The 26,002-nt window shown below is 62.8% G+C and carries 24 protein-coding genes; 11 read left to right on the top strand and 13 right to left on the bottom strand.

Annotation, left to right across the window (positions count from 1 at the left end):
* Positions 1–292: 292 nt before the first annotated feature.
* On the bottom strand, positions 293–442 hold the full coding sequence (locus LUB09_RS04600) for a hypothetical protein (RefSeq protein ID WP_209981120.1): 150 nt from the start codon (positions 440–442) through the stop codon (positions 293–295).
* 222 nt (positions 443–664) lie between these two features.
* Here LUB09_RS04600 and LUB09_RS04595 point away from each other — a divergent pair, with 222 nt between their 5' ends.
* Positions 665–868, top strand: a complete 204-nt coding sequence (locus LUB09_RS04595) for a hypothetical protein (protein WP_416195171.1) — start codon at positions 665–667, stop codon at positions 866–868.
* Positions 869–982: 114 nt separating this feature from the next.
* On the opposite strand, the gene LUB09_RS04590 is transcribed toward LUB09_RS04595, so the two are convergent.
* The 9 genes from LUB09_RS04590 to LUB09_RS04550 all read right to left on the bottom strand — a co-directional run bounded on the left by LUB09_RS04590 (position 983) and on the right by LUB09_RS04550 (position 8,800).
* Positions 983–1,870, bottom strand: a complete 888-nt coding sequence (locus LUB09_RS04590) for a glycine betaine ABC transporter substrate-binding protein (RefSeq protein ID WP_231421785.1) — start codon at positions 1,868–1,870, stop codon at positions 983–985.
* A 39-nt stretch (positions 1,871–1,909) separates the two neighbouring features.
* The gene (locus LUB09_RS04585; RefSeq protein ID WP_209981115.1) at positions 1,910–2,578 is read right to left on the bottom strand and encodes an ABC transporter permease; all 669 of its coding nucleotides are present in this window, start codon (positions 2,576–2,578) and stop codon (positions 1,910–1,912) included.
* A 2-nt stretch (positions 2,579–2,580) separates the two neighbouring features.
* Positions 2,581–3,552 carry an ABC transporter ATP-binding protein gene (locus LUB09_RS04580; RefSeq protein WP_231421784.1) on the bottom strand — a complete coding sequence of 324 codons (972 nt, stop codon included), beginning with the start codon at positions 3,550–3,552 and terminating at the stop codon, positions 2,581–2,583.
* On the bottom strand, positions 3,549–4,238 hold the full coding sequence (locus LUB09_RS04575) for an ABC transporter permease (RefSeq protein ID WP_209981111.1): 690 nt from the start codon (positions 4,236–4,238) through the stop codon (positions 3,549–3,551). Before LUB09_RS04575 ends, LUB09_RS04580 begins: the two co-directional genes overlap by 4 nt.
* Positions 4,239–4,446: 208 nt before the next feature.
* Positions 4,447–5,376, bottom strand: a complete 930-nt coding sequence (locus LUB09_RS04570) for a GlxA family transcriptional regulator (protein WP_231421783.1) — start codon at positions 5,374–5,376, stop codon at positions 4,447–4,449.
* Positions 5,377–5,719: 343 nt separating this feature from the next.
* A complete protein-coding gene (locus LUB09_RS04565) occupies positions 5,720–6,688 on the bottom strand; it encodes an alpha/beta hydrolase (RefSeq protein WP_231421782.1) in 969 nt (322 codons plus the stop codon).
* 33 nt (positions 6,689–6,721) lie between these two features.
* Positions 6,722–7,612: an amidohydrolase family protein gene (locus LUB09_RS04560; protein ID WP_231421781.1), complete on the bottom strand. Its 891-nt coding sequence runs from the start codon at positions 7,610–7,612 to the stop codon at positions 6,722–6,724.
* A 235-nt stretch (positions 7,613–7,847) separates the two neighbouring features.
* Entirely contained in the window at positions 7,848–8,096 is a 249-nt protein-coding gene (locus LUB09_RS04555) for a hypothetical protein (RefSeq protein ID WP_231421780.1), read from the bottom strand.
* A gap of 2 nt (positions 8,097–8,098) precedes the next feature.
* Positions 8,099–8,800, bottom strand: coding sequence for a glycosyltransferase (locus tag LUB09_RS04550; protein ID WP_209981102.1), 702 nt, complete (start codon positions 8,798–8,800; stop codon positions 8,099–8,101).
* Between the two features lie 206 nt (positions 8,801–9,006).
* Between LUB09_RS04550 and LUB09_RS04545 the strand changes: the two genes are divergently transcribed.
* The 4 genes from LUB09_RS04545 to LUB09_RS04530 all read left to right on the top strand — a co-directional run bounded on the left by LUB09_RS04545 (position 9,007) and on the right by LUB09_RS04530 (position 12,227).
* Positions 9,007–9,288, top strand: coding sequence for a hypothetical protein (locus LUB09_RS04545; protein ID WP_209981101.1), 282 nt, complete (start codon positions 9,007–9,009; stop codon positions 9,286–9,288).
* A gap of 66 nt (positions 9,289–9,354) precedes the next feature.
* Positions 9,355–9,612: a DUF6555 family protein gene (locus LUB09_RS04540; protein ID WP_209981099.1), complete on the top strand. Its 258-nt coding sequence runs from the start codon at positions 9,355–9,357 to the stop codon at positions 9,610–9,612.
* Positions 9,609–9,854, top strand: coding sequence for a hypothetical protein (locus tag LUB09_RS04535; protein ID WP_209981097.1), 246 nt, complete (start codon positions 9,609–9,611; stop codon positions 9,852–9,854). Before LUB09_RS04540 ends, LUB09_RS04535 begins: the two co-directional genes overlap by 4 nt.
* A 60-nt stretch (positions 9,855–9,914) precedes the next feature.
* A complete protein-coding gene (locus LUB09_RS04530) occupies positions 9,915–12,227 on the top strand; it encodes an FdhF/YdeP family oxidoreductase (RefSeq protein ID WP_231421779.1) in 2,313 nt (770 codons plus the stop codon).
* Positions 12,228–12,280: 53 nt separating this feature from the next.
* Here the strand turns inward: LUB09_RS04530 and LUB09_RS04525 are convergent, their stop codons facing one another.
* The 3 genes from LUB09_RS04525 to LUB09_RS04515 form a co-directional block, all read right to left on the bottom strand.
* Complete coding sequence (locus LUB09_RS04525; protein WP_231421778.1) at positions 12,281–13,528, bottom strand: glycoside hydrolase family 68 protein; 1,248 nt, start codon at positions 13,526–13,528, stop codon at positions 12,281–12,283.
* A gap of 256 nt (positions 13,529–13,784) precedes the next feature.
* Positions 13,785–14,960: a sensor histidine kinase gene (locus LUB09_RS04520; protein ID WP_231421777.1), complete on the bottom strand. Its 1,176-nt coding sequence runs from the start codon at positions 14,958–14,960 to the stop codon at positions 13,785–13,787.
* A 5-nt stretch (positions 14,961–14,965) separates the two neighbouring features.
* Entirely contained in the window at positions 14,966–15,655 is a 690-nt protein-coding gene (locus LUB09_RS04515; RefSeq protein ID WP_209981087.1) for a response regulator, read from the bottom strand.
* Positions 15,656–15,751: 96 nt separating this feature from the next.
* Here LUB09_RS04515 and LUB09_RS04510 point away from each other — a divergent pair, with 96 nt between their 5' ends.
* From LUB09_RS04510 to LUB09_RS04485, 6 genes are all read left to right on the top strand, one after another.
* Complete coding sequence (locus LUB09_RS04510; protein WP_231421776.1) at positions 15,752–17,233, top strand: efflux transporter outer membrane subunit; 1,482 nt, start codon at positions 15,752–15,754, stop codon at positions 17,231–17,233.
* Complete coding sequence (locus LUB09_RS04505; RefSeq protein WP_231421775.1) at positions 17,230–18,348, top strand: efflux RND transporter periplasmic adaptor subunit; 1,119 nt, start codon at positions 17,230–17,232, stop codon at positions 18,346–18,348. The genes LUB09_RS04510 and LUB09_RS04505 overlap by 4 nt, the downstream gene beginning before the upstream one ends.
* The gene (locus LUB09_RS04500; protein WP_231421774.1) at positions 18,345–21,413 is read left to right on the top strand and encodes an efflux RND transporter permease subunit; all 3,069 of its coding nucleotides are present in this window, start codon (positions 18,345–18,347) and stop codon (positions 21,411–21,413) included. The genes LUB09_RS04505 and LUB09_RS04500 overlap by 4 nt, the downstream gene beginning before the upstream one ends.
* Entirely contained in the window at positions 21,410–22,648 is a 1,239-nt protein-coding gene (locus LUB09_RS04495; RefSeq protein ID WP_231421773.1) for an alginate lyase family protein, read from the top strand. Before LUB09_RS04500 ends, LUB09_RS04495 begins: the two co-directional genes overlap by 4 nt.
* A gap of 451 nt (positions 22,649–23,099) precedes the next feature.
* Positions 23,100–24,323, top strand: a complete 1,224-nt coding sequence (locus LUB09_RS04490; protein ID WP_231421772.1) for a pectate lyase family protein — start codon at positions 23,100–23,102, stop codon at positions 24,321–24,323.
* Positions 24,323–25,909 carry a rhamnogalacturonan lyase B N-terminal domain-containing protein gene (locus LUB09_RS04485; RefSeq protein WP_231421771.1) on the top strand — a complete coding sequence of 529 codons (1,587 nt, stop codon included), beginning with the start codon at positions 24,323–24,325 and terminating at the stop codon, positions 25,907–25,909. The genes LUB09_RS04490 and LUB09_RS04485 overlap by 1 nt, the downstream gene beginning before the upstream one ends.
* Positions 25,910–26,002 lie beyond the last annotated feature (93 nt).

Genomic DNA, 26,002 nt, shown 5'->3' with positions numbered 1-26,002 from the left:
AATGTCCGGTTGAAAACACGTAACACACGAGCATTTAATCTAGATTATTTTCATATTTTATCCAGGCAGCTTTTATGAATTTTTCATTAGCGGTCGTTTTGGCTCCTGGCAATTGGCTGGCTGACATGATCAATCAAACTTTTACTAATAAGAAGAGAGTGTTCGGCCTGAAACCTGAGCAACTCTTCCACTGTCATTGCGTAATCAAAAACCGATAACTCAATAAAGTCACACGCAACAGACTGCCGCCCATCATGCACTTCAGGCGGCCCGCCATTGGCTCAACTACCACTCACTTCCCCCCCTCCACCTTCCCTTCCTGCATCTGCACCGACGACTTGCTTCCATCGGTATTGCCTTTGGTGGTGTTGTCGGCATTGTCAAAGCACCCGTGCAGCAGGAACACGCTGCACAGGCTCAGGCACATCGAGAGTCTTTTCATGATCATCTCCAGGCGAATTCAAACACGGGCCGTCAGCCCTTGTTTTATCTGGCCCGGACACACCTGTGCCTGTTCAACAAATAGTCTGCCTGGCTGACAGGCGGTCAAGGCACCGTCGGCAAAAAATCTGAATCATTCACCCAGGCGGCCCTCTGTGTTTTAACTGGAATAAAGAACGAGGACGCTGGCTTGAGCGATGTGGATTGGGTGCAATGGCCTGCCATGGCCGTCACCGTAATGGCGGCATGGCTGATCGGGTCGCAGCGCCCGGCAAGGCGGATGGCAGGATTTTTCTGTTTTATCTTGAGCAATATTCTGTGGGTCATCTGGGGCGTGCATGCCCATGCGTACGCGCTGATCGTGCTGCAGATATGCCTGTGCCTGATGAACCTGCGCGGCTTCAGAAAGAACGTGCAAAATCGCTGATCAAGATCATCCGCATTGCGCTGCGCGCGCACGTTCTTTGTGAAGCCCCGCGCGGGCTTGCACAAAAAGCCTGCTCGCCAAAGAGGCCGGGGGTCGCCTCCAGACAGCGTTTAGTCAGTTCATCTGGAACAGTTGGCGTTGCTGGAGGAATTCCCGGGATACATTTTCGATGGATTCACGGCCCACTTCGATACGCGCATTAAGCGCGGCAATGGTGGCGTCATCCAGCGTGGAAGACAGCGCGTTGAGCAACTGCCCGACCTTCGGGTTGGCCTTCAGAACCTCGGTGCGGATGACGGGGGTGAGTGCGTAACTGGGAAAAAATCCCTTGTCGTCCTTCAGCGCAACAAACCCGAACGCGGACATGCGTCCATCAGTCGACATCACCAGCGCCACGTTCGTCTGGCTGTCACGCAGGGCCTGGTAAGTCAGGCCGCCGTCCATTCGGATCACGTTTTTACGCCCGAACTCGAACCCATAGGTTTGTTGCAGCGGTCGCAGCCCGTCAGAGCGCGAAAAAAATTCGGCATTGGAGGCAAATGTGTAGAGCTTGCCGTCGCCGATATTCCTGGCCAGGTCGCTGATCGAGGCAATGCCGTCCTTGTCCGCCTGCTCCTTGCGCATGGCCAGTGCGTAGGTGTTGTTGGCGCCGGATGGATTCAACCAGGTGATGCCCTTCTGCGCGTCCAGGGCACTGACCTTGTTGTAGGCTGCTTCGGCATCCAGCTTTTCATTGACCTTATTGTGAACGATCAACGCAGTGCCGGTGTATTCCCAGTACACGTCGACCTGGCCGTTTTCCTGCGCCGCGCGCAGGATCGAGGAGCCCAGGTCCGGGCGTTTATCCACCCGATAGCCATTGGCGCGCAGCAACTGAGTGGTAAGTTCGGCCACCAGTTGCTGCTCGGTAAATTTCTTGCCGCCGACGACGAGGGTGCTGTTGGCGGAGGCACCGCCCACCAGACACAACGTAAACATCAGACTGACCAACGCTCGATACATCATCCTGCACCTCGTTTCAGTGTTGTGTGTCGACAGATTTCAAACGCGTCCGGCCAAACGCAATCCACGGGAAACGCTGAGGTTCTGGATCAGGCCGCACGCCAGGTCGATCACGATGGCCAGCAATGCGGTGGACACGGCACCGGCCAGCATCATGTCGAAATCGTTCAGGTCGATACCGGTAAAGATCAATTCGCCCAGCCCGCCCCCGCCGACCAGGAAGGCCAGCGGCGCCGTGCCGACGTTGATGGCCAGGGCCGTACGGATACCGGCGAAGATCACGTTCATCGCATTCGGTATCTCGACTTTCCACAGCACTTGCGTCGGCGTCATGCCCATGGCCTCGGCCGCTTCGATCACGTGCCGGGGCACCGCGCGCAAACCTTCGCAGGTGTTTACCGCCACGGGCAGCAAGGTTGCCACCCACAAGGCGAAGATGGCCGCGCTACTGCCCACGCCGACAAAACTCATGGCCAGCGCCAGCAGGGCGAGCTTGGGAATGGCCTGCCCCACATTGAGAAGCTGCATGCACGCCATGGCATGGCGCTGGCTCGCCGTGCGGCTCATCCATACGCCAAGGGGCAGCGCCACCAGCAAGGCCAGTGCCGCGCTGATGGCGACGATTTGCAGGTGCTGAACGCTCAGGTAGCTGATATCGCCCCAATAGAGCTCAAGCCCGGCGCTCAATCGGCTGATGAACTCAGGCATCGTCAGTGCACCCCTTGCGTCGTGTGGTCCGCCAGCCGCGCCAGGATATCGGCCTGGTGCACGTAGCCGACGAAACGTCCGTCACTGTCATTGCACAGCGCCCAGTCCTGACCGCACCCCAGCAATTGCGAAAACACCTGACGCAGGTCATCCCCAGGCTTGACCACCAGTTGCGCGGAGGAAGAACCGCCCTGCCGAGGCGGCACCTGGCTGGCCACATCCACCGAGCGCATCAGGCGCAGGCGCTTCATGATGCGGTCACCGCCCATGAAGCTGGCGACGAACTCGCTGACAGGCCGGGCCAGTAGATCGTCCGGGGTGCCGAACTGTTCGATCCTGCCGTCATGGAATAACGCGACACAATCGGCCATCTTCATGGCCTCGTCGATATCGTGGCTGACAAACAGCACGGTCTTGCCGACCTGGCGCTGGATGCGCATGAACTCGTCCTGGATCACTTCGCGATTGATCGGGTCGATGGCGCCGAACGGCTCGTCCATCAACATCACCGGCGGGTCGGCCGCCAGGGCACGGGCCACACCAACCCGCTGCTGCTGGCCGCCCGAAAGTTCACAGGGGTAGCGCTTGAGAAACGTCGCCGGGTCCAGTGCCACTACTTCCAGCAGCTCAGCGGCGCGCCTGCGGCTTTTGCTCTTGTCCCACCCGAGCAGATTGGGCACCACGCAGATGTTGTCCTCGACGGTCATGTTGGGGAACAGACCGACCTGTTGAATCACATAGCCGATGGAGCGTTTGAGGGTGACGCTGTCCAGTTCGGCGGTATCGCGCCCGGCAATCCTGATGGTGCCGGAGGTAGGCGCAATCAGCCGGTTGATCATCTTCAGGGTGGTGGTTTTGCCGCAGCCCGACGGGCCTAGCAGGATGCAGATCTGCCCCTCGGCGACGCTCAACGAGACGTCTTCTACCGCAGTGATGGCGCCAAAGGTTTTGTTCAAGTGTTCGATCTGGATCATGTCGTAGCCTCTTTCAGTCGACCGGCTATCAGCGTGCTGGTGTTCAGGCCGCGGGGTGTCAGCAGCCGCTGCAGGGCGTACAGCGCATAGTCGGCCGCGATGGCGATCACGCTGATGACCAGGGCACCGGCCAGCAATTGTCGCGTATCGGTTTGCGTGATACCGCGAATGATCAGACTGCCCAGGCCGCCGGCGCCGATGTAGGCGGCAATGGCTGCGATGCCGATATTGATCACCGTGGCCATCCTGACGCCCGCCATGATCAGCGGCACCGCCAGCGGCAGTTCGACCTTGCGCAGGCGCTGCCAGGCGGACATGCCCATGCCGATGGCTGCTTCGCGCAAGGCCGGGTCGATGTTGGAAATCGCAGTGCTGGTATTGCGGATGATCGGCAGCTGCGAATACAGAAACAGCGCAATGACCGCCGGTACGACACCGATTCCGTAGCCCACCAGGGACAGCACGGGGATCATCAGCCCGAACAATGCGGCCGAAGGAATGGTCATCAGCACGGCGGCGAAGGCCAGCACCCAGCGACGCAAGCCGGCGTGCTGGGAGATCGCGATGCCGACGGGCACACCGGTGAGGATCGCCAGACCGACGGCAAGCGCGACGATGAACAGGTGCTGCCCCAGCAGAAAGCTGATCAGGCCGTGATTGTCCAGAATGAAGCGCAAGGTTTCCATGGTTGCAGGGCCTTCTTCAGGTCATTGTTGTTGTGATTGGCACAGCGCCGAAAGGCGCGCTGAACCTGCCACGAACCTTACCCCGTCAGCGCACGGTATCTGCGCTGTATCCCCGACGAGCTATATCAAAAAATCGACGTTTCCGAGTGCGCCAGCGCCCGTATGACGAGGTGGCAAAAGATTAGCGCTGCCGGGTCATGCCCTGACATCAGGAATGGGTTTCATCAAATTTCCGCCGCTCCTCGCCGGGCGTGCAGCCCCATGTGCGCCGGTAGACATCGCCCAGGTGCGAGGCTGAAACGAAGCCGCAACGGTGGGCGATATGGGCGATAGGCTGGGCGCTCTCACGCAGCAGGCGGCGCGCTTCGTTAAGCCGCAGTTCCAGGTAGAATTTTTTCGGGGTCTTGCCGAAGTGCTGTTGCCACAGGCGCTCCAACTGACGATGGGACAGGTTGCAGCGCTCGGCGATCACCTCGATGCCAACCAGGTGCTCCAGGTTGTTTTCCATCGCGGCAATCGCCGCCGTGAGCCGCCGGTCGTGAACCCCGAAACGCCACTGGATCGACATGCGCTGGTGTTCTTCGGGCGCCCTGATTCGGGCATGCAAAAATTGTTCGGCGACGCCTGCCGCCAGCGGGTTGCCGAAATCCAGCGCTATCTGCGCCAGCATCAGGTCGATGGCCGCCGTGCCACCGGCGCAGGTCCAGCGGTTGTCATGGTTGACGTAGAGGTCGCGGGTCACTTCGATCAGGGGAAATTCCTCGGCAAACTGGCCGATGCATTCCCAGTGCAGGGTGCAGCGTTTTCCATCGAGCAAACCGGCGCGGGCAAGAATGAAAGTGCCCGTGCTCAAGGCGCCTACCGTTATGCCCCGGGCCGCCGCGCGTTGCAGATAGCGCAGCATCTTCGGCGGTTTCTGTGTCTCGATATCCAGGCTGGCCAGCACGAACACGCGGTCCAGCGCGGGGGCGTGTTCGATCGCCACCGTCTGCAGTTCCAGGCCACTGCTGGAGCACACCGGCCCACCGGTTTCACTCAGCAGCGTCCACTCATACAACCGTGTGCCGCGAAGCCGATTCGCCGCCCGCAGCGGCTCGCTGGCGCCGGCAAGCGCCATCATCGAGAACTGGGGAAGCATGAGCAAACCAATGTGCCTGGGAGTCGTCATCGCCGAATTCTCGTGTGGGCGCCCACCTGGGGAAACGTGTTTAAACCAGACCCGAGGCAAGCCCTAATGCCGCTCAGTTAAGCGCAGATTCCCTGTGGCGAGCAGGCTTGTCCTGCGTTGGGCTGCGCAGCAGCCCCAAAACCAGACACTGAGCCGTATCAGGTACACCGCGTTTTGCTCGATTGGGGGCGCTTCGCGCCCCAACGCGGGGCAAGCCCGCTCGCCACAATAAGCCCACAATTTTTCCTTAACTGAACGGCATTAGGGCAAGCCCGCTCGCCACATTTGCAGACCCTGAGGATTGACGGCCTATTCAGCCGCGCGCACGAATCGCCTCATCGATGCTGTGGATCATGCTCTGGAACAGCGGATTGTCCGCCTGATTCTGCTGGCCGTGCTGCATCTGCGCGATTAGCAGCACGCCCGCGCCGGCATCACCGGGATAGTGTCGATACAGCCGCTCGGATTCGGACGGCCTGTGCAGGGTATTGTCGGCGCCGTGGATAATCAATGCAGGCGCAAAGCCTGCTGCGCCTTCGATACCGCGCTCCGGGTCATAGGCGACACAGGCTTTGTAGGACTTTGCCGTCACGTGGCTGCAACCCGGCCAACGATCAGCACCGCCCGCCTCGGTATAGCTGCCCAACTGCTGGTCCACGTAGGCCTGGGTTTCGGGGTCCAGCGGATAAAAGCCCAGGCGGGTTGATTGGGTACCGATATCGAACGGCGGAATCGGTGCGTCATCCGGCAATTGCTGGATCGCCGCATCGGCCGCTTGACTGTCGGTGCGCAAGGCTTGCAGTTGACGGGTGCCGGTGTAGTTCATCGGCACCCAGAAGCGGATCTGCTCGTCCCCGGCTGCCGCGAGTTCAGCCACGGCGCCAAGGCTTGCCACCGCGCCCAGCGCCCAGGACGCCACCACCGGCATTTCACCGAAGGTCTCACGTACCCAGGCAACGGCGCCGAGGACTTCGTCCCGCTGGTCTTCGAGTATCACCCGGGTGATTTCCATGCCCTCGGCCTTGAGCGTGTTGCGTACGTATTTATTGGAAAAAAAGCCCGCCACGTCATAGGTCATCACGCGGTAACCCCGCGCCGCCAGCGCACGCCCGAACAACTGGCCGTACATGCTGACGCCGCCGGTGAAGCCCGAGTTGAAGACCACCGGTGGCAATGAGGTGGACGAAGCCGAATCGGGCTCGAACACCCAGCCCTTGAGGTTTAACGTTGCATCGCCATAGTGGACGGCGAAGGTCATTTCCTTGCTACGGATGCTGTTCATTACTGGGTATCCCGGACGGTGAAAAGGAGTGGCTCAGCAAGTGCCTCGCAGCAGCTGACTGACCGGCAGGCGGGTCGCCTCACCTACGTGCCGCGCAACGGCGTCGACAAACTCAAAGGCACTGGCCACGTCAAGACCGTGGGCATAGGGCACACCGTTTTCGTCGACTCCCACGTGCGGCGCATCGCTGGCTTGCAGCAGCAGCTTGTCGGCACCGACGGTGCGCACAATCTGCGTGACGAATTGGGCAGCCGTCTGCGGGTTGGTCGAGGTTCGATAACCCGGCCCCTTGAACCACACCGTACCGCGCCGTCGCGCTTCAGTGAGCAGCGCAAGATAGGCAGGCTCCATCGCGCCACGTTCGCCGTGGCAACTGCCCAGGTGATCGATGATGACCCGCACGGCTTGCGGCACCTGACGTAACACGCACAGAGTGGTCGCGGCTTCCTTTGCATAAATATGCACGTGCTGGTGCGGCAGCAACCGAGCGTAGAACGCCAACCAGTGCGCGGTGCAAAAGCGCGTCCCATGAATGCTTTCAGGCGGCGCATCGTGCAGCACGATACGCGCGCCAATAACCTGCGGATGAGCGAGGCGCGCGTGGGTTGCGTAGACCGGGTGCGCCTTGATCGTGCCGACCAGCCTTACACCGCCATACCGCCGGGGGTCGGCAGCCTTAAGCGCCTTCAGCTCATCGAATGAGGCGAACACATTGTGCGAGTCCGGCAGGATGCTCAGGTGAACATTGTTGATGACGGCGGGGAGCGTGCCGGCATCGATCAGCCGGTCCAGGTACGCCGTCAGCGGATGCGGTGCCGGCAAGCTGTAGGGCAACGAGCCTGACACGCGCTGAAGATCGGCTGACGAGTAGAAGTGAACGTGATTATCGAATCGACTGACGATGCTTGGGAGCGGCGGCTGCATGATGATCGTTCCTGCAAAGGTGCAGGAACAATAATCGTGGGAGGTGCCTGGCCGCTCCCGGCAATTCGACGGGGCTTATCAGATTCTCGCCATGCAAGGCAGCCTACCCGCGTCACCCGCCCACTTTGTCGGCGTAGGACTCAAAGAACCCGTCAGCCCTATCTTCCGTGTGATATTGATTTGCGGGTTTTGCGTCGATACGAAATAAAGACAAGTGCAAAATCGCTGATCAAGATCATCCGGCATTGCGCTGCGCGCGCAGGTTCTTTGTGAAGCCCCGCGCGTTCATGCCCAGCAGAACGCATTCGAGCACGATCAAGCCGTAGGCATTGGTATGCCAGCCCCAAGCCACCCACAGCGTGTTGCTGAGGATGAAGCCCCAGAACGCGAGCATGCGTCGATGCGGGCGTTGCGAACCGATGAACCAGGCCGAAAGCACGGTCACGGCCATGGCGGGCCATTGCACCCAGTCAACCAGATCCACTTCTACTCCACCCCGAGCGCAGCGCTCGCTCCCGGACACGCGTCGACGCCAAGGCCGGGCACCAGCGTGGCCAGGTATTCGCCAAACCCTCCGCGACACTTGTAGTCGCGACGTGCGCTGGTGATCACCGGGTTGGTGGCGGTCCAGACGATGCGTGCACCGGTCCGTTCAAGATCTGCCACCAGGCGCACATCCTCGTGGGCAGCCAGGTGCTGAAAGCCGCCGGCCGTCAGATAGGCCTCGGCGCTCAGGCCGATGTTGGCGCCGTGGATATGGCGATGGTTTTCGATGAACTGGTACAGCGCCATGTACCGCGAGCGCACGGCTTCGTCGTGTTCACTCCAGCCATCCACGTCGACGGTGCCGCACACCGCGTCGGCCCCAAAGCCGATCTGGCGTGCCAGCCAGTCCGGCGGCACCACCGTGTCGGCATCCGTAAAGGCCAGCCAGCGCGCGCCGCGCTTCAAGAGCTGCTCGGCGCCTGTGGCCCTCGCCTTGCCGACATTGCGAAAGCACACGTCCAGGCGCTCTACCTGCTTTGCCGACACCTGCGCGGGCGTGCCATCCGAGCAGTCGTCCAGCACCACCAGAATCTCCAGCGTCTGACCCTTGAGGGCCGGATGCTCGGTGGCGCGCAACACGGAGTCGAGGCATTCGCCGATATAGTGCTCTTCGTTATGGGCAGGTATCACGATCCCTATCATTTACATTCCCTCCGACGTGTCCTGAGCAATCGACACTGTGCGTGAGCAGAAGGTTTAAAGAGTTTTGAACGTGCGGGTGCGCAGTCTTTCCAGGCAGTACATGGATGCCAACAGGGTGCACACTACGATATTTGCATTGAACGATCGCCCGCGCCGCGGGCTCTACCGCTTGGCAAGATTGCCCCTATCACCTGAGGTAACTCCGCATGTCTTACGACTATCAAGGTCCTGCCAGCGTTATCACCGCGTCGCGCCACCTGGGCACCGAGGCCGTTGAACGCCTGAATGAGTCGGTTGATATCCAGATGACCGGCAGTGGTAAACCGACCATCGTGCGCCTGAGTTTCCAAACGCCGCTGCAGTGGCCGGGTCACCCCAACCATGTGACCGTCAACCTGCCTGATGGCACCACCGTGGGTGGTGTGATCGTCGAGATTGAACGGCCAAATGACGGGCCAGGCTTTGTCACCTTCACCGTGGACGATTGACGTCTCAGTTATTTTGAATCTTCTGTGACGTCAATCATCTGTTACTCATGAGCATAGGGAGGTCTCATGAAACGCAACGATTTATTCACTATTTACTACCAACTGCACGGTGACCCCAAGTCCTTCATCGTGCGGGCATCGCAGATGAACAATGCCGAAGCCTGGCATTGGGCAAGCTGCGATGCAGGGGTGGCTGTGATACCCAGGTTTGGTCAGCAGAACCTCAAGCGTGTCTCCCGCCCCACGGCCGAGAAATACGGCATCACTGATGTGCAGTGGAGCAGCGCTACCGAGATTAATTGGGCACAGAGCGTTACATCATGAACAGTCAGACACTCAATCGCAGCACCAGCCCCAGCCATACCTGGGATGACGAGATCGCGCAGAACACCGCCCTGTTCTTCGAAGCCGACCGACTGGACGCCCTGGCGTACCAGTTGATCGAGTCCTACAGCGGCGATCCGCTCACCTGGGCACGTTTTACCGAAGCGAAAAAACTCGCTGATACCCAGCGCACAGCGGCGTATCGCGAGTGGATGCGCATTCAGCGCGCAATGCGCACGTAGCGCGAAGCTTGCACCAAACAGGGACCTTCACCGGTTCCGGCCGATGCCTGGGAGTGCCTGATGCTCATCTACCCCAAGAGTCACTTCCAGCCCTACACCCACGCCAGTGGCGGATGGGGTTCTGCCCAATCGGTAATGCGCATCCTGTGGCGCGAACAGGCGCTGGGTAAAGCGCCGGCGGCATTGCTCAAACAGAACAAGCCGGACGGCTTCGCCTGCGTGAGTTGCGCCTGGGCCAAACCCGGCCGTCCCCATGCGCTGGAGTTTTGCGAGAACGGCGCCAAGGCCACCGCCTGGGAACTCACCTCACTCAAGACCGACCCGGCCTTCTTTGCCGAGCATAGCCTCAGCGAGCTGCGCGAATGGTCGGACTATGCGCTGGAGCAACAGGGTCGCCTGACCCACCCCATGCGCTACGACCCCGTCACGGACCGCTACCGCGAAACCTCCTGGGCAGAGGCCTACCGCGACATCGGCGCGCAGCTCAAGGCCATGGACCCGGACAGCGTGGTGTTTTATGCCTCGGGGCGCGCGTCGCTGGAAACCTCGTTCATGTACCAGCTGTTCGCCCGTGCCTACGGCAGCAACAACCTGCCCGACAGCTCCAACATGTGCCACGAAAGCACCTCGGTGGGTTTGCAGGAGAGCATCGGGGTGCCGGTGGGCACCGTGACCCTCGACGATTTCGAGCACACCGACTGCCTGTTCTTCTTTGGCCAGAACGTCGGCAGCAACAGCCCGCGCATGCTGCACCCACTGCAGGATGCACGCCGGCGCGACGTGCCGATCATCACCTTCAACCCCTTGCGCGAGCGCGGCCTGGAGCGCTTCGTCAACCCGCAGTCGCCCAGAGAAATGCTCACGCCCGAGTCGACCCTGATCAGCACCCAATACCACCAGGTCGCCATTGGTGGCGACACGGCGGCCATCACCGGCATCGCCAAGGCGTTGCTGGCCATGGATGACCAGGCCACCGAGCACGGCACGCCGGCGGTGTTGGACTATGACTTCATCGCCAGCCACACCGAAGGCTTCGAGGCGTTCACCACCTACGTACGCGGCTGCGACTGGGCGCAACTGGAACGCCAGAGCGGGCTGACCCGTGGCGCGCTGGAAGCCGCCGCCACCGTGTATGCGCGCAGCCAGCGCGTGATGCTGGTGTATGGCATGGGCATCACCCAGCACCGACACGGCGTGACGAACGTGCAGATGCTGGTCAACCTGCTGCTGCTGCGCGGCAATATCGGCAAGCCGGGCGCGGGCATCTGCCCGGTGCGCGGCCATTCCAACGTGCAGGGCCAGCGCACCGTGGGCATTACCGAAGACCCGAAGAAAGTCCCGGTGGACCTGATCGAACAGCACTTCGGTTTCAGCGTGCCGCCGCACAAGGGCCTGTGCACGGTGGATGCCTGCGAAGGCATTCTCGACGGCCGTGTGCGCGGCTTCATCGGCCTGGGCGGCAACTTCCTGCGGGCTATTCCCGACACCTCGCGCATGGAACCGGCCTGGCAAAATCTGCAGCTGAATGTGCAAGTGGCGACCAAGCTCAACCGCACTCACCTGCTGCCCGCGCGCGCCATGTGGCTGTTGCCCTGCCTGGGACGCATCGAAATCGATCGCCAGAACGGCGTACCGCAGCTGTATACCACCGAGGACAGCACCGGCTGCATCCACAGCTGGCGCGGCAATGCCGAACCAGTCGGGCCGCAGGTGCGCGCCGAAACCAGCATCGTCGCCGGGCTGGCCATGGCCACCCTCGCCAACGGCTGCACCATCGACTGGCAAGCCTGGAACGACGACTACGCCAGGATCCGGACCGCCATCGCCACGGTCTATCCGAAGATTTTCCACGACATGGAAACCCGCATGGCCGAGCCCGGCGGCTTCCATCGCCCGATTGCCGCCGCGCAAAGACAGTGGGAGACGCCCAGCGGCAAGGCGCAATTCGTCACCCCCGTGACCCTCGCCGAAGACGATGACGTTAACCTCGCCGAACCTGACCGCGATGTGCTGCAACTGATGACGCTGCGCAGCAACGATCAGTTCAACACCACCATCTATGGGTTCGACGACCGTTTTCGCGGGGTAAGCGGCACCCGTGAGGTCATTTTCCTGCATGCCAACGACATCGTGCGCCTGGGGTTCGCGGCCGGCCAGCAGGTCATGCTGACCACCGCCATCGAGCCTGCGGTAAAGCGCCAGGTCGGGCCGTTCGAGATCATCGCCTACGACATTCCCGAAGGCTGCGCCGCCGCGTATTACCCTGAATGCAACCCGCTGCTGCCGCTGTGGCACCACGCCGAACGCAGCAAGGTGCCGGCCGCCAAATCGGTGCCGGTGCGGCTCAGCGCGAAAAGGGTAAACGGCCACTGAAGGTGGCCGCAAGGCGCTTGCCTGCTGCACGCAGGCAAGCGGGGGTTTATCGCTTAACTCAACACCACATCGCGCATTGGCGGGATATAGCCGTAGTCATAGGCTTCGCGCACAAACGAGCGGTCGCCGTGCAGCTCGATTCTGACGGTGGGCGCCTCGGTGCCGCCGATGCGGAAGTCGCCATCCTGAGTGGGGACACTGTCGATAAATGACGTCACCAGGCCGTTGGGCATCACGCAATGCGAGTAGGTCTGGAAAGGCTGCGCGGGTGGATTGCCGAGCACCAGCCCGGAGGCGTTCATCGGGCGGTACGGGCCGAACAGGTGTTCGCTGACAAAACCGTAGACGCCATCCGGGCCGGTAACGCCGTCGGCATAGGTGAACTTGTGGCTGATGGTGAACAGGTAGTATTTGTTGTCCTGGAATACGTAATGCGGGCGTTCGGTCTGGTCGTTGACGCCGACTGCCGTCACCAGAGGCGGCAGTATTTCCCATTCTTCGCCCGTCAGGTCCTTGGCCACGGCGATGCCGATACAGCCCACCTGAAAACGCGCGCCGCCGACTTCTTCATGCCCCGGCGGGACCAGGCCCATTTCATCAGGGCCGACCGTATGAGTGCCGCGCTCGCCGGCTACATTGCCTTCGAACACCATATATAACTTGCCGTCCTGCGGATCGATAAACGGGCTCGGGTCACGAAAGTTCCACGTCGCGTTTTGTGCTTCGGTTTGATAATAAGTGCCGTCTGCCGCAAATAAAAACTTCACCTTATTGAAATTGACAAGTTGCACGCCTTCTTCACTTGTCACGATCTGGCCTTTTACTTTGGCAATGGTCGCGCCCGGCGTAACACAGGTGTAATACAGGTCAATATCACCGTTGTTATTTAACAGAATAGGCGTGCCGGCCCATTCCCGGGTGGTGGGCGACACACCTTCGGCCATGACACGGCCGCCGAAAATCCAGTCCTTGCCGGTGCGTGAATACCAGTAGCAGATGCGCGCGTGGCCATGGCGATCCTCCCAGTCGCGCTTGATGTCATAGCGCCCGTTGGCATCGATAAACTGCGGGTCGTGGGGGCGGCGGTCGGCGGTGAGCGTGAAGATCACCGACCAGCCATCGACGGAAACCACCGTGCCGTCGAGGTCGCGCAGGGGCATGGTGTCCCAGATAAAGACAGTGTCACTCATGACGGGGAAGTCAGGCCGTACTAACGGTTGCGTGGTAGTCGGGTCATTTTCATTGACTTTCAGCGCATCAGCCCGGGTCCAGCGTGTGGGTGTGTGATTCGCAGGTTTCATGTTGATGTCCTTTTACTGACGCTCAAGTGACAAGCGGTATTTGAATTCAAGGCGCACAATGACTTCGAATGATTAATGGCATTCAGTCGAACAGCGCTAATAGTGCGAAACAAGGTTTAACATAGAACTTGCAACAGGCATTATGAAAATTTATTTAAGGAGTCAAAGGCCACTATCTACAACATGGCAAGTTGATGGCCTTGAGCAACTACTTACAACTAGATCAATCAAGACTGCTATATAACCAACCCGGCCGCTACAGCAAAAATTCCGCCCTGATCAGCGTACCGCCCCCCTCGCGGTTGCTGGCGGTGATCGACCCGCCATGGGCCTGGCAGATGGCGCGGGCGATGGACAGGCCCAGGCCGCTGCCGCCGGAGTAACGGGCACGGGAGCGCTCCGCACGCCAGAAGCGATCGAACACGCTGTCCAGGTGCTCGGCTTCGATGCCCGGCCCTCGATCCGCGATCTCGATCACGATGCGCGCCTGGACCTGCTGCGCGGTGATGGTCAACGCGCCGCCACCGGCCGCGTAGCGCAGCAGGTTGTCGATGAGGATGTTGAGCACCTGGCCCAGGCGGTCGCGATCGGCATTGATCGACAACGTGCGGGCAATGCTGACGTGGGTCTCGATGGCGGCCTCGTCCAGTTGCGGCTGGAACCACGCCAAGCGTTCGCTCACCAGCGCTGCCAGGGAGAACTCGCCGCGCTCCAGCACCAGCCGCCCTGCCCTGGCCATCGACAACAGGTGCAGGTCATCCACCAGTTTGCGCAGTTGGTCGAGCTGGCGCTTGACCATACTCAGTTGCACGGCATCGCTGGGGAACACCTCATCGAGCATGCCCTGCACCCGGCCCATGGCTGCGTTCAACGGGGTGCGCAACTCGTGGGCGATCACCGCGCTGGACTCGCGCACATCGCGCTCGTAGCGCTGCAACTGGGTCGTCATGCTGTTGAAGTCGCCGATCAGGCGGCGCAGTTCGTCCGGTGTATGCGGCTGGATCGGCAGGCGTGTGAGGAAATCCCCCCCGGCGACCCGTCGCGCGCCCTGGGCAATCGCCGAGAACTGGCTGGACAAGGGCCGCGAAAACCACAGGCCAAAGAAAATAATGATCGGAATGGCGACCAGCACCAGGCCGGCGAGGATCAGCCAGTCGCGATTGGCGATGTCCGGCTGGAAGAACTCCACCGGGTAATACTCGGCCACCAACTGACGCAGGCGCACCTCGTTGAGTTGCGGCTCGGCGCGCAGTTGCAGCAACTCCTCGCGCGCTTCGGGCGGCAGGTGCTGGAGGAAATACCAGTCCGACACCCAGAAGTTGATCCACATGCACAGCGCAATCACCACCACCGCGCCAATCGCCAGCAGGCTCATGCGCATGCCCACCCAACGCCACAGGGGCTTGTCGTTGACGCGAGACGTCTCAGTCATGGCGATTACCGGAACCGATAGCCAATGGAGCGTACCGTCACCAGCACGCCGGCGATGCCATGGGTTTCCAGTTTGCGCCGCAGGTTATGCACGTGGGCATCGACCACGCGGGCCAACGCTTCGCTGTCGGGCAGGCAGATTTCCAGCAACTCGTCGCGGGTGAAGGCCTTGGACGGGGTCTTGAGCAGGGTCGCCAGCAACTTGAATTCGGTGGGCGTGAGGTCCAGCCACTGCGGCGGCGCGTCACGCTGTTCAATCGCGGCGGTGAAGGCGTCGAGGTCCACCCGCAGGTTCTGGTGCCGCAGCACCTGCTCGACCGGCTGGCTGGCGCCGGTGCGCCGCAGCACCGCATGCACCCGCGCCACCACCTCGCGCGGGCTGTAGGGCTTGACCACGTAGTCGTCGGCGCCATAGCGCAGGGCACCGAGTTTTTCCGGCTCGTCGCCCATGGCCGTGACCATGATCACAGGTGTGTCGCTGCTGCGGCGCACGGCGGACAACACGTCGGTGCCACTCAGGTGCGGCAGCATCACGTCGAGCAATATCAGGTCCGGTTGCCAGCTTTTGTGCAGGTCAAGCGCGCGCCGGCCATCCTCGGCCAGGGCCACCTCGAAGCCGTCGCGGCGCAGGTAGGCTTCGAGGATATTGGCGCTGTCGGCGTCGTCTTCGACAATGAGGATACGTTTTCCTGACACAAAGAAGCCTCTTGATGAAACCTTGATAATTCACGAACGGTTTATTGAAAGTCCGCTGTCAGTATCGCCCTACCCCGACTTTCGCGAACCGATGCTATGCCGACCACCGCACCGCTGTCCAAGCCTATCAAGCTGCCTGAACGCCTCTGTGCGGTTTTGCTGCTGAACGGCGCGCTGACTGCTTGTTCACTGGCGCCTGCCTACCAGACGCCAGCGCTGCCAGTGCCGGGCAGTTGGACCGACGCACCGGTAACCGCGCTGGCGCCCACCACGCAAAACCCCGTGGAGCCGCTGTCCGGCGAAGAAACACAACTGCTGACCGGGCTGGATAGCTCGGCGCAGTTGCCCCATTTGGTTGAGCAGGCGCTGGCCTACAACCGCGACCTGCGCCTGGCGATATTGCGCGTCGAACAGGCCCGCGCCGAGTACGGCCTATCTCGTGCCGAGCGCCTGCCCACCGTCGGCCTGGGGCTGCAACGCAACCGCCAGCACCTGCACGACCAGGCCGCCGACGAGCGCTACGGGCAGGACATCGCGGTGGCGTCCGTGGGCATTGCGGATTTCGAACTGGATTTTTTCGGCCGGGTCCGCAGCCTGTCCGACGCGGCCCGGCATGACTACCTGGCCACACGCTACGGCGCCCTTGCCGCGCGCAAGGCGTTGATCGTCGAGGTGGCGCGCCTGTATTTGCAGGAGCGCTTGCAGGCCGGTATCCAGCTCGATACCCAGACCCTCCTCGAGCACCAGAACCAACTGCTGCACCTGATCGACGGCCAGCAACAGGCAGGCCTGGTGGCCCAGGACACACTCGACACGCAACGCCTGCAGGTGCGCCGCGCCGCGCTGCAAGCGCAGGACGCGCGTGCCGGGCATGAGCGCGCCGTGCAGGCGCTGTCGTGGGTCAGCGGCTATCAGGTGGCCCCTTCAACGGCGGCCACCCTCGGCCCCTCGGTGGACCTGAGCACCCCGCCATGGCTGGTCGACCTGCCCTCGCAACGGCTGTTGCAGCGCTTCGATGTGCGCCAGTGCGAAGAGGCACTGCGCGCCGCCAATGCCAACATCGGTGCCGCCCGTGCGGCGTTCTTCCCGTCGATCACCTTGAGCACCGGCGCCGGCATCGCCAGCCCGCACCTGAGCAGCCTGTTCGCCTCCGGCAGCGGTGCCTGGCTGTTCACGCCGCAACTGAACCTGCCGCTGTTCGACGGCGGGCGCAATCAGGCCAACCTTGACCTGGCCCACGTGCGCCAGCAAGCGGCCGTCGCCCAGTACGAAAAGACCGTGCAGGACGCCTTCCGCGACATCGCCGACCTGCTGAGCCAGCGCCGGCAAGCCCTGGCCGATGCCGCCACGCAGGTCGAGGTGGCGGCTTTGACGGCAGCGCAGGTCAGACGTGTCGAGCAGCAGATTGCCGTCGGTGCGGCAGCGCAACTGGAGCAACCGGTCGCCGCGATTCGCCTCGCCGAGTCCACCCTCCAACTGCGCAACGCCGCCTACCCCGTGTTGTTCAATCGCCTGGCGCTGTATCGCGCGCTGTCGGGCGCACCGTTGGCCTCCTTTGCAGACAGGGTTTCACCATGAACGTGAGCACATCCCCGCTTCGCCTCTGGGCCCATTGCCTGCTGCTTGGCCTGACCTGCCTGGTGGTGGCAGCCTGTTCGCGCGAGGAGCCGCTGCCGGAGCCGGCCGTGAGGTCGGTGAAGGTCACCCGCGTGCACGCTGCCGATGCCGAGGGCCTGCCGTTGACCGGCGTGGTGCGCCAGCGCCAACGTGCCGAACTGGCCTTTGAGGGCGCGGGACGCCTGGTCGCGTTGAATGTCGACGTGGGCGATACCGTAAAGCAGGGCCAGGTCCTTGCGAGCCTGGACAGCGCAGTGGTGCAACTGCGCCTGAAGCAGGCGCAGGTCAGCCTGTTTGCCAGCGTCGCGCAGACCGGCGAACGCAAGCGCAACCGGCTGCGCCAGCAACAGCTGTTTGCCCAGGGCAGCGTCGCCGCCAGCGCCGTGGAGCAAGCCGAAACGGCCTGGCAAGCGGCCGTCGCGCAACAGGCCGCGGATGAAACGGCGCTGGATCTGCTGCGCCGCGATCAGCGCCAGGGCCAGCTTGTTGCGCCGTTCAACGGGCGCATCGTGGCGCGCACGGCGCAGCTGTACAGCGAGCTGTCGCCGGGTCAGGTGGTGATGGAGCTGGAGGCCGCCGATGCTGCGCAGGTCATCGTACCGATCCCGGTGGAACAGGCCATCGGCCTCAAACCGGGAGACCGCGCCGTCGCCACCGACCCGAGCGCGCCCGGCTCAAGCCTGCCGCTGGTGCTGGAGGGCCTGTCGATGCGCGCGCAGAACGGCGTGCTGCAAAACGCGCGCTTTCGCCTGCTCGCCAACGACCTTGCGCTGCCCAGCGGCGTGAACCTCACGGTGAATCTGGTGAGTGGCGCGCCGCTGCCGCTGTCCATTCCGACCCAGGCGCTGCGCATCGGCGCCGACCCCAGGCAGGTGCAGGTATTCGTGTATGACCCGGCCCAGGGCAAGGTCACGCTGCGCGACATCCGCATCGGCCTGATCGACCAGGGCCGCGTCGCCATCGACGCGGGCCTGGCGGACGGCGAACAGGTGGTGACCACCGGCGTTGCGTTTCTCGATGACGGCCAGCCCGTCAACCTGCTGCCATCTTCCAGCCGCTTGAGCGTCACCCAATGAGTAACCTGACCCTGCATGCCTTGAATGCCAGCCGGCTGACGTTATTCAGCGCCCTGCTGATGCTGCTGGCGGGCGTGGCCACCTTCCTCGCTTTCCCGACCCAGGAAGAACCGTCGGTCACCCTCCGCGATGCACTGGTGAGCATCCAGTTCCCGGGGCTGCCCAGCGAGCGCGTGGAAGAACTGCTGGCGCGGCCCACCGAAGAAAAACTGCGCGAGTTGCCGCAGATCAAGACCATCGCCACCACCCTCCACCCCGGCAGCGTGATCATCCAGGTGACCGCCCGCGACGACATCAAGGACCTCGGCGTGCTGTGGCAACAGGTGCGCAACAAGGCGACCGAGGCTGGCGCGGGCTTTCCGCCCGGCACCCAGGGGCCGTTTGTGGACGACAATTTCGGTCGGGTCGCCGTGGCCTCCATTGCCGTCACCGCGCCCGGTTACAGCATGAGCGAGATGCGCGGGCCGCTCAAACGCCTGCGCGATCAGTTGGGCGGCTTGCCCGGCATCGGCCAGGTGACGTTACACGGCGTGCAGGAGCAGCAACTGTCCATCGACTTCAACCCGCAGCGCCTGGCGGGGCTGGGCCTGTCGCCACAGCAGCTGTTCCAGCAGTTGCAGCAACAGAACGTGCTGGCGCCCGGCGGCATCGCCGAGATCGGCGGGCAGAGCACCACCCTCACGGTCAGCGGCGAACTGCTCGGCGTGGAGCAACTGCGCCAGTTGCCGATCCAGTTGCCGGGCGCCGCCGGCGGCGCGCAGTCGGTCGCGCTCGGCGCCATCGCACAGGTGTCGGTGATGGCCGCCGACCCGCCGCAGACTGCCGCGATCTATCAGGGTGAAGACGCGGTGGTGCTGGCCGTGTCCATGGCCGCCGGGCAGAACATCCAGCAGTTCGGCGCCGCGCTGCGCAGCCGTCTGGCGCAGCTGGAAGCGCAATTGCCGCTGGGGTTCGCCACCCATATGGTGACGTTCCAGGCGGATGTGGTCGATCAGCAGATGAGCAAGATGAAGCACGTGATGATCGAGACGGTGGTCATCGTGATGGCGGTGGTGATGCTGTTTCTCGGCTGGCGCACCGGGCTGGTGGTGGGCGCCATCGTGCCGTTGACCATTCTCGGCACCTTGATTGCCATGCGCATGCTCGGCGTCGAACTGCAGACCGTGTCGATTGCGGCGATCATCCTCGCCCTCGGTTTGCTGGTGGACAACGGCATCGTGATCGCCGAGGACATCGAGCGTCGCCTGCATGCCGGCGAGGCACGGCGCCAGGCCTGCGTGGAGGCCGGACGGACCCTGGCGATTCCGTTGCTGACTTCGTCGCTGGTGATCGTGCTGGCGTTCTCGCCGTTCTTTCTGGGCCAGACCAGCACCAACGAATACCTGCGCTCGCTGGCCATCGTGCTGGCGCTGACACTGCTCGGCTCGTGGCTGCTGAGCATCACAGTGACGCCACTGCTGTGCCTGTACTTCACCAGGGCCGCGCCCAACGAGGCGGCGGACGAGGGTTACGACAGCGGCTTTTACCGTGGCTATCGCGCGGTGATCAGCCGCGTGTTGCAGCACAAGCTGCTGTTCCTGATGGCGATGCTGGTGCTGCTGGCCGCCGCCGTGTTCGAGCTGATGCGCGTGCCCTATGACTTTTTGCCGCAGTCGGACCGTTTGCAGTTCCAGGTGCCGATCACCCTGGAGCCGGGCAGCGGTTCGCGCAAGACCCTGCAAAGCGTGCGCGAGATCAGCTTGTGGCTGAGCAAGGAGCCGGCGGTGGTCGACAGCATCGGCTACGTCGGCGACGGCGGGCCGCGCATCGTGCTGGGCCTCAACCCGCCGCTGCCGGCGCCGGAGACCGCGTACTTCACCGTCAGCGTCAAGGCCGGTAGCGACCTCGACGCGGTGATCGCCAACGTGCGCCGCTACCTGCTCAAGCAACACCCGGAACTGCGCGCCGAGCCCAAACGGTTTTCCCTGGGCACCACCGAGGCCGGCGTGGCGATCTATCGCGTCATCGGCCCGGATGAAAACGTATTGCGCGCCCTCGCTGCGCAGATCGAAGCCGCCCTGCTGCACGTGCCGGGCACCCTGGATGTGCGCGACGACTGGAGCACGCGGCTCACGCGCTACACCGTCGAGGTCGATCAGCCCGGCGCGCGGCGCGCCGGCGTGGACACCCAGGCCATCGCCCAGGCCCTGCAACTGCATTTTGGCGGCCTCCAGGTTTCGTCCCTGCAGGACGGTGAAACCCGCGTGCCGCTGGTGGTGCGCGAGCCGGCGCCGGTGAGCGGCGCCACGCCTGACCTGCGCGGCATTCTGGTGTATCCGGCCGATGGCTCGACGCCCGTGCCGTTGACGGCGATTGCACAGATTCGTGCGTCCAGCGAGCCGTCGACCCTGGTGCGCCGCAATGGGGAGCGGGCAATCACCGTGGTCGGGCACAACCCGGGATTGACCGCCACCTCCATCGTCGAACGGCTCGCGCCGCACGTGGCCGCCCTGCGCCTGCCGCCCGGCTACCGGATTGAGTTGGGCGGCGAGATCGAAGATTCGGCGGAGGCCAACCAAGCGCTCCTGCAATACCTGCCCCACGCGCTGGTGGCCATGCTGTTGCTGTTCGTCTGGCAATTCAATTCGCTGCGCAAGGTGCTGATCGTGGTCTCGGCCATCCCGTTCGTGTTGATCGGCGTGGCGGCCGCGCTGCTGATCACCGGCTACCCGTTCGGCTTCATGGCCACGTTCGGTCTGCTGTCACTGGCGGGGATTATCGTCAACAACGCGGTGCTGCTGCTCGAACGCATCGAAGCGGAACTGCAGGACGGCCTGGCGGTGCACGACGCGGTGGTGAATGCCACCGTCAAACGCCTGCGCCCCATCGTCATGACCAAACTGACCTGCATCATCGGGCTGGTCCCGCTGATGCTGTTTGCCGGGCCGCTATGGGAAGGCATGGCGATCACCCTGATGGGCGGCCTGGCGCTTGGCACCCTGGTCACGCTGGGACTGATCCCGGTGCTTTACGTCATGCTGTTCACGCAGCGCAGGATTCCACACACAGAGGCGACAACACGATGAACGTTCTGCTCAAGGCAACGCGCGGTATCCAGCAATTATCCAAAGGGGCCGTGCTGCTTGGCGCGTTGTCGGTGAGTCTCGGCGCCCTCGCCTCCACCACACACACTGGGGCCTTCGTGCACCCGGGCCTGTTGCAGACCCAGCAGGACTTCACGCGCATCCGCGAAAAAATCGTCAACCGTAACCATCCCTGGCTGGAGGGCTGGCAGAAGCTGATCGACAACAGGCACGCGTCACTGACCTGGCAAGCCAACCCGGTGCCGGTGGTTTACCGTACCTCCGGCGGCCCCAACAACTACAACAAACTGTTCAACGACGCCGCGGCAGCCTATGCCCTGGCCCTGCGCTGGCAGATCTCCGGCGATGCGGCCTATGCCGACAAGGCCGTGAGTATCCTCGACCAGTGGGCCTCCACCCTCACCGGCATCGAGGGCGAAAACGGCAGGTCCCTGGCGGCAGGCTTGTACGGTTACCAACTGGCCAATGCCGGGGAAATCCTGCGCGGCTACCCGAAATGGAAGGCTGAGGACTTTCACCGATTTCAAAGCATGATGCTCAGCGTGTTCTACCCCATCAACCATGACTTCCTGGTCCATCAGGACGGCATGCTGCCGGATCACCACTGGGCCAACTGGGACTTGGCGAACATGAATTCGATCCTGGCCATCGGCGTGTTGACCGACCGCCGCGATCTTTATAACGAAGCCATCGACTACTTCAAGCACGGGGCCGGCAACGGCGCCATCGAACACGCGGTGTGGAAGCTCTACCCCGAGGGCCTGGGCCAGGTCCAGGAAAGCGGCCGCGACCAGGCCCACACGATGCTCGACATCGCCCTGCTCGGCAGCTTCTGCCAGATGGCCTGGAGCCAGGGCGACGATCTGTTCGGCTACCAGAACAACCGCGTGCTGCAAGGCGCCGAGTATGTAGCCAAGTACAACCTGAACCATGAAGTGCCGTTCACCCCATTTATCAACAGCGCGTTCAAGCAGAAGGTGATCTCGCCCGACAAGCGTGGCGATATCCGCCCGATCTGGGAATTGCTCTACAACCACTACGTGGTACTCAAGGGTCTCAACGCGCCCTATGTGAAAGCCTTCGCGCAAAAGGTCCAGCCCGAAGGCGGCGGCGGCGACTACGGCCCCAACAGCGGCGGCTACGATCAGTTGGGGTATGGGACCTTGCTGTATTCGCTGGGGGAGTATGGTTTGAGCAAGGCTGAACTGGTGCCGTGAGGCAGGCGTTGTGGCAATCGAGCTTGGTATAGGGAGCAGGTTTGCGTGGCAAGCGGGCTCGTTGTAGGAGCAGTTTTTTCTTGGCCAGCGGGCTTGTTGTAGGAGTAGTTTTTTCTTGGCCAGCGGGCTTGTTGTGGCAAGCCCTAATGCCGTTCAGTTAAGCGCAGATTCCCTGTGGCGAGCAGGCTTGTCCTGCGTTGGGCTGCGCAGCAGCCCCAAAGCCAGACGCTGAGCCGTATCAGGTACACCGCGTTTTGCTCGATGGGGGGCGCTTCGCACCCCAACGCGGGGCAAGCCCGCTCGCCACAACAAGCTCTTTAGCCACAGCGCCGGTTTGCCCGCAACTGAACGGCAGCTGAAGAACATCGCAATCAGCTTCAAACCATTTGATAAATCCGTCCGGGTATTTGGATGATGGCCGGCCTGCGGTAGGCCACTCAGGAACATGCCGATGATGCGCCGAAATTCTTTTGTGCTCTGCCTGTGTTTGCTGGCGGCGCCGCTGTGCCACGCCGCTGCGGCGCCTGAAGGCTTTGCCCGAGGGGTCAGCGGCGGCGGCCAGGCTGCCGCCGTGCACCCCGCCACCCTGGCGGAGCTGAAAAACGCTCTGTGCGACCGCTTCGATGCGCGCGGCAACTGCATCGACACCACGCCGCGCGTGATCGCTCTGGACCATACGTTCGATTTTCGCGGCTCCGTAGTAACCGATGGCAGCGCCCGGGTGACCGAGGCCGGCTGCATGGCCAACGCCTGCCCCAAGGGCGGTGGCCAGTGGGCCATCGACGGCGCCAACCATTTTTGCCAGTCCAAGCCGCCGGCCACGGTGAGCTATGACAAGGCCGGCCTGCAGCGCTTGAAAGTCGGTTCGAACAAAACGTTGCTGGGCGTGGGACCACATGCCGGGATTCAGGGCATCGGCTTGTTGATCGGCGGCGGCGCGCGCAATGTCATCGTGCGTAACCTCACGCTCTCGGACATTAACCCCCGCGTGGTCTGGGGCGGCGATGCGCTGACGCTGGACGAAGCCGACGGCGTGTGGATCGACCACTACACCTTCGCGCGGATCGGCCGGCAGATGATCGTGAGCGGCTGGGGCAGCGCCACCCATGTGACGATTTCCAACAATGAATTCGACGGCCGCACGCCCTATTCGGCGACCTGTGACAGTCACCACTACTGGGTCTGGCTGTTTCTCGGTCACCACGACACCCTGACGCTGGTGGGCAACTACGTGCACGACACCTCGGGACGTGCGCCTCACGCCGGCGGAATGGGCGATGCCGAGGTGCGTGCGCAACTGGTCAACAATGTGTTCGCCCACCTGACTTACCAGGGCGCGATCATGTCGCGCACCGCCAGCGCCCATCTGCTGGTGGAAGGCAATGTCTTCGACGACGTGTCCCACCCGCTGTTCAACGATACCCGCCAGCCCGGCACCGCCTTCGCCCTCTTCGCCCCGGCCGCCGATAACGCGTGCCGGGCAGCCATCGGCAGGCCCTGTGTGCCGAACCAGCAGCATCAGAGTGGCGACGATTATCGCCCGCAGGACGCGGCGGCACTGGAGGCGTTCAGCCAATACCGCCAGTACCTCGTCGCACCGCAGCCGCCCGACAGGGTGCGCCTGCAGGTGCCCCGCGATGCCGGTGCGGGCCATATGGACCTGGAGAAAAACTGATGCGACGTCTCATGCTGATCATGCTGTGCACCCTGGCGGCCCAGGCCCACGCCGCCGGTTTCGGCTTTACCCGCAGTGACTCGCACATCGTGGTCGACACCGGCGCCAACCTGGTCTTCAGTGTGGACACTCACAATGGCGACCTGGTCTCGATGCGCTATCGCGGCAACGAACTGCAGACCACCGAACCCAAGGCTTCGCAGATTGCTTCGGGCCTTGGCAGCGCACAGGTGGAGGCGCGCACCGTGGGCGATGTGATTGTGATCAGCGCGCGGTCAGGTGAGCTGATCCACTACTACCTCGCCAACAAAGGCCGCGCGGCGATCTACATGGCGACCTACGCGCCGACCCTGCTGCCGGTGGGCGAGCTGCGCTTTGTGGCGCGGCTGGATGTCAGCAAGCTGCCCAAGGCCCAGCGTGGCACCGACTCCAATGTCGGCACGGCCATCGAAGGCAAGGACGTGTTTTTGCTGGCCGACGGGCGCACCAGTTCCAAGTTCTATTCGGCGCAACCGATGATCGATGACCCCCTGCACGGCGTCAAAGGCCCGGGGGTGGCGGTGTACATGCTGATGGGCAACCGCGAGCTGAGCGCGGGCGGCCCGTTCTTCAAGGACATCGCCACGCAGAAAACCCCGGTCACCCACGAGCTGTACAACTATATGTTCTCCAACCACACCCAGACCGAGCCCTATCGCGGCGGCCTGCACGGCGTCTACGGGCTGCTGTTCACCGACGGTGACGCGCCAGGCGCAGCGTTGACCGACCTTGGGTTCGTCGACGACCGCCTGGGACTTGCCGGCTTTGTCGGCAGCGCAGAACGCGGTGCCCTCGCCGGCCAGGTTGGCGGCGTGGCCCATGGCCTGCCGGCAGTGGTGGGCTTGAGCAATGCCAACGCCCAATACTGGGCGCGGGCCGACGGCAACGGGCGGTTCCAGTTGACGGCGATGCGGCCGGGGCATTACCGCATGACGCTGTATCAGGGTGAACGTGAGGTGGCGCAGAGCGGGGTGGATATCAGCGCAGGCGCTACCAGCCAGGCGAGCTTGCAGGCACACCCGCCAGCGGGTCAGGTGAAATGGCAGATCGGCACACCCGATGGCACACCCGCCGGGTTTCTCAATGCGCGTCTGCTGGCCTGCGCCCATCCCAGCGATGCGCGCATGACCCCTTGGGCGCCCGTCACCTACAGCGTTGGCACCAGCAAGCCCGACGCCTTCCCCGCCGCGCAATGGCGCGACGTCAACAGCCCTACGCGCATCCAATTCGTCCTGGCTGCCAATGAGATACGCGCTTACCGCCTGCGCCTGTTCATCTCGCTGGCCCAGGCTGGCGGAAGGCCGACGGTGAGCGTGAATCAGCAGTGGACAGCGCCGCTGCCGCAGGCCTCCAACCAGCCGGACAGCCGTGGCATCACCCGTGGGACGTATCGAGGCAACAACACGGTGTTCGACGTCAATGTGCCGGCCACGGCCTTGCATGCAGGGGTAAATTCACTGGAGATTGGCGTGGCTTCGGGTAAAACGGGCCAGGGTTTTCTGAGCCCGGGCTTTGTGTTCGACAGTGTGCAGTGGGTGCAGGACTGATGCCTCGCGAACCCTGAAACAATTAGACATCTAATTGTTATTGACTCAATACAGAGCCAAAAAAATCAACACTATATTTCGAACAAACTTAAA

It is taken from the genome of Pseudomonas sp. Leaf59, assembly GCF_920984685.1.
Taxonomy (GTDB): Bacteria; Pseudomonadota; Gammaproteobacteria; order Pseudomonadales; family Pseudomonadaceae; genus Aquipseudomonas.
The sequence above is the reverse complement of the archived record's forward strand: the minus strand, read 5'-3'. Positions and strand labels throughout refer to the sequence as shown.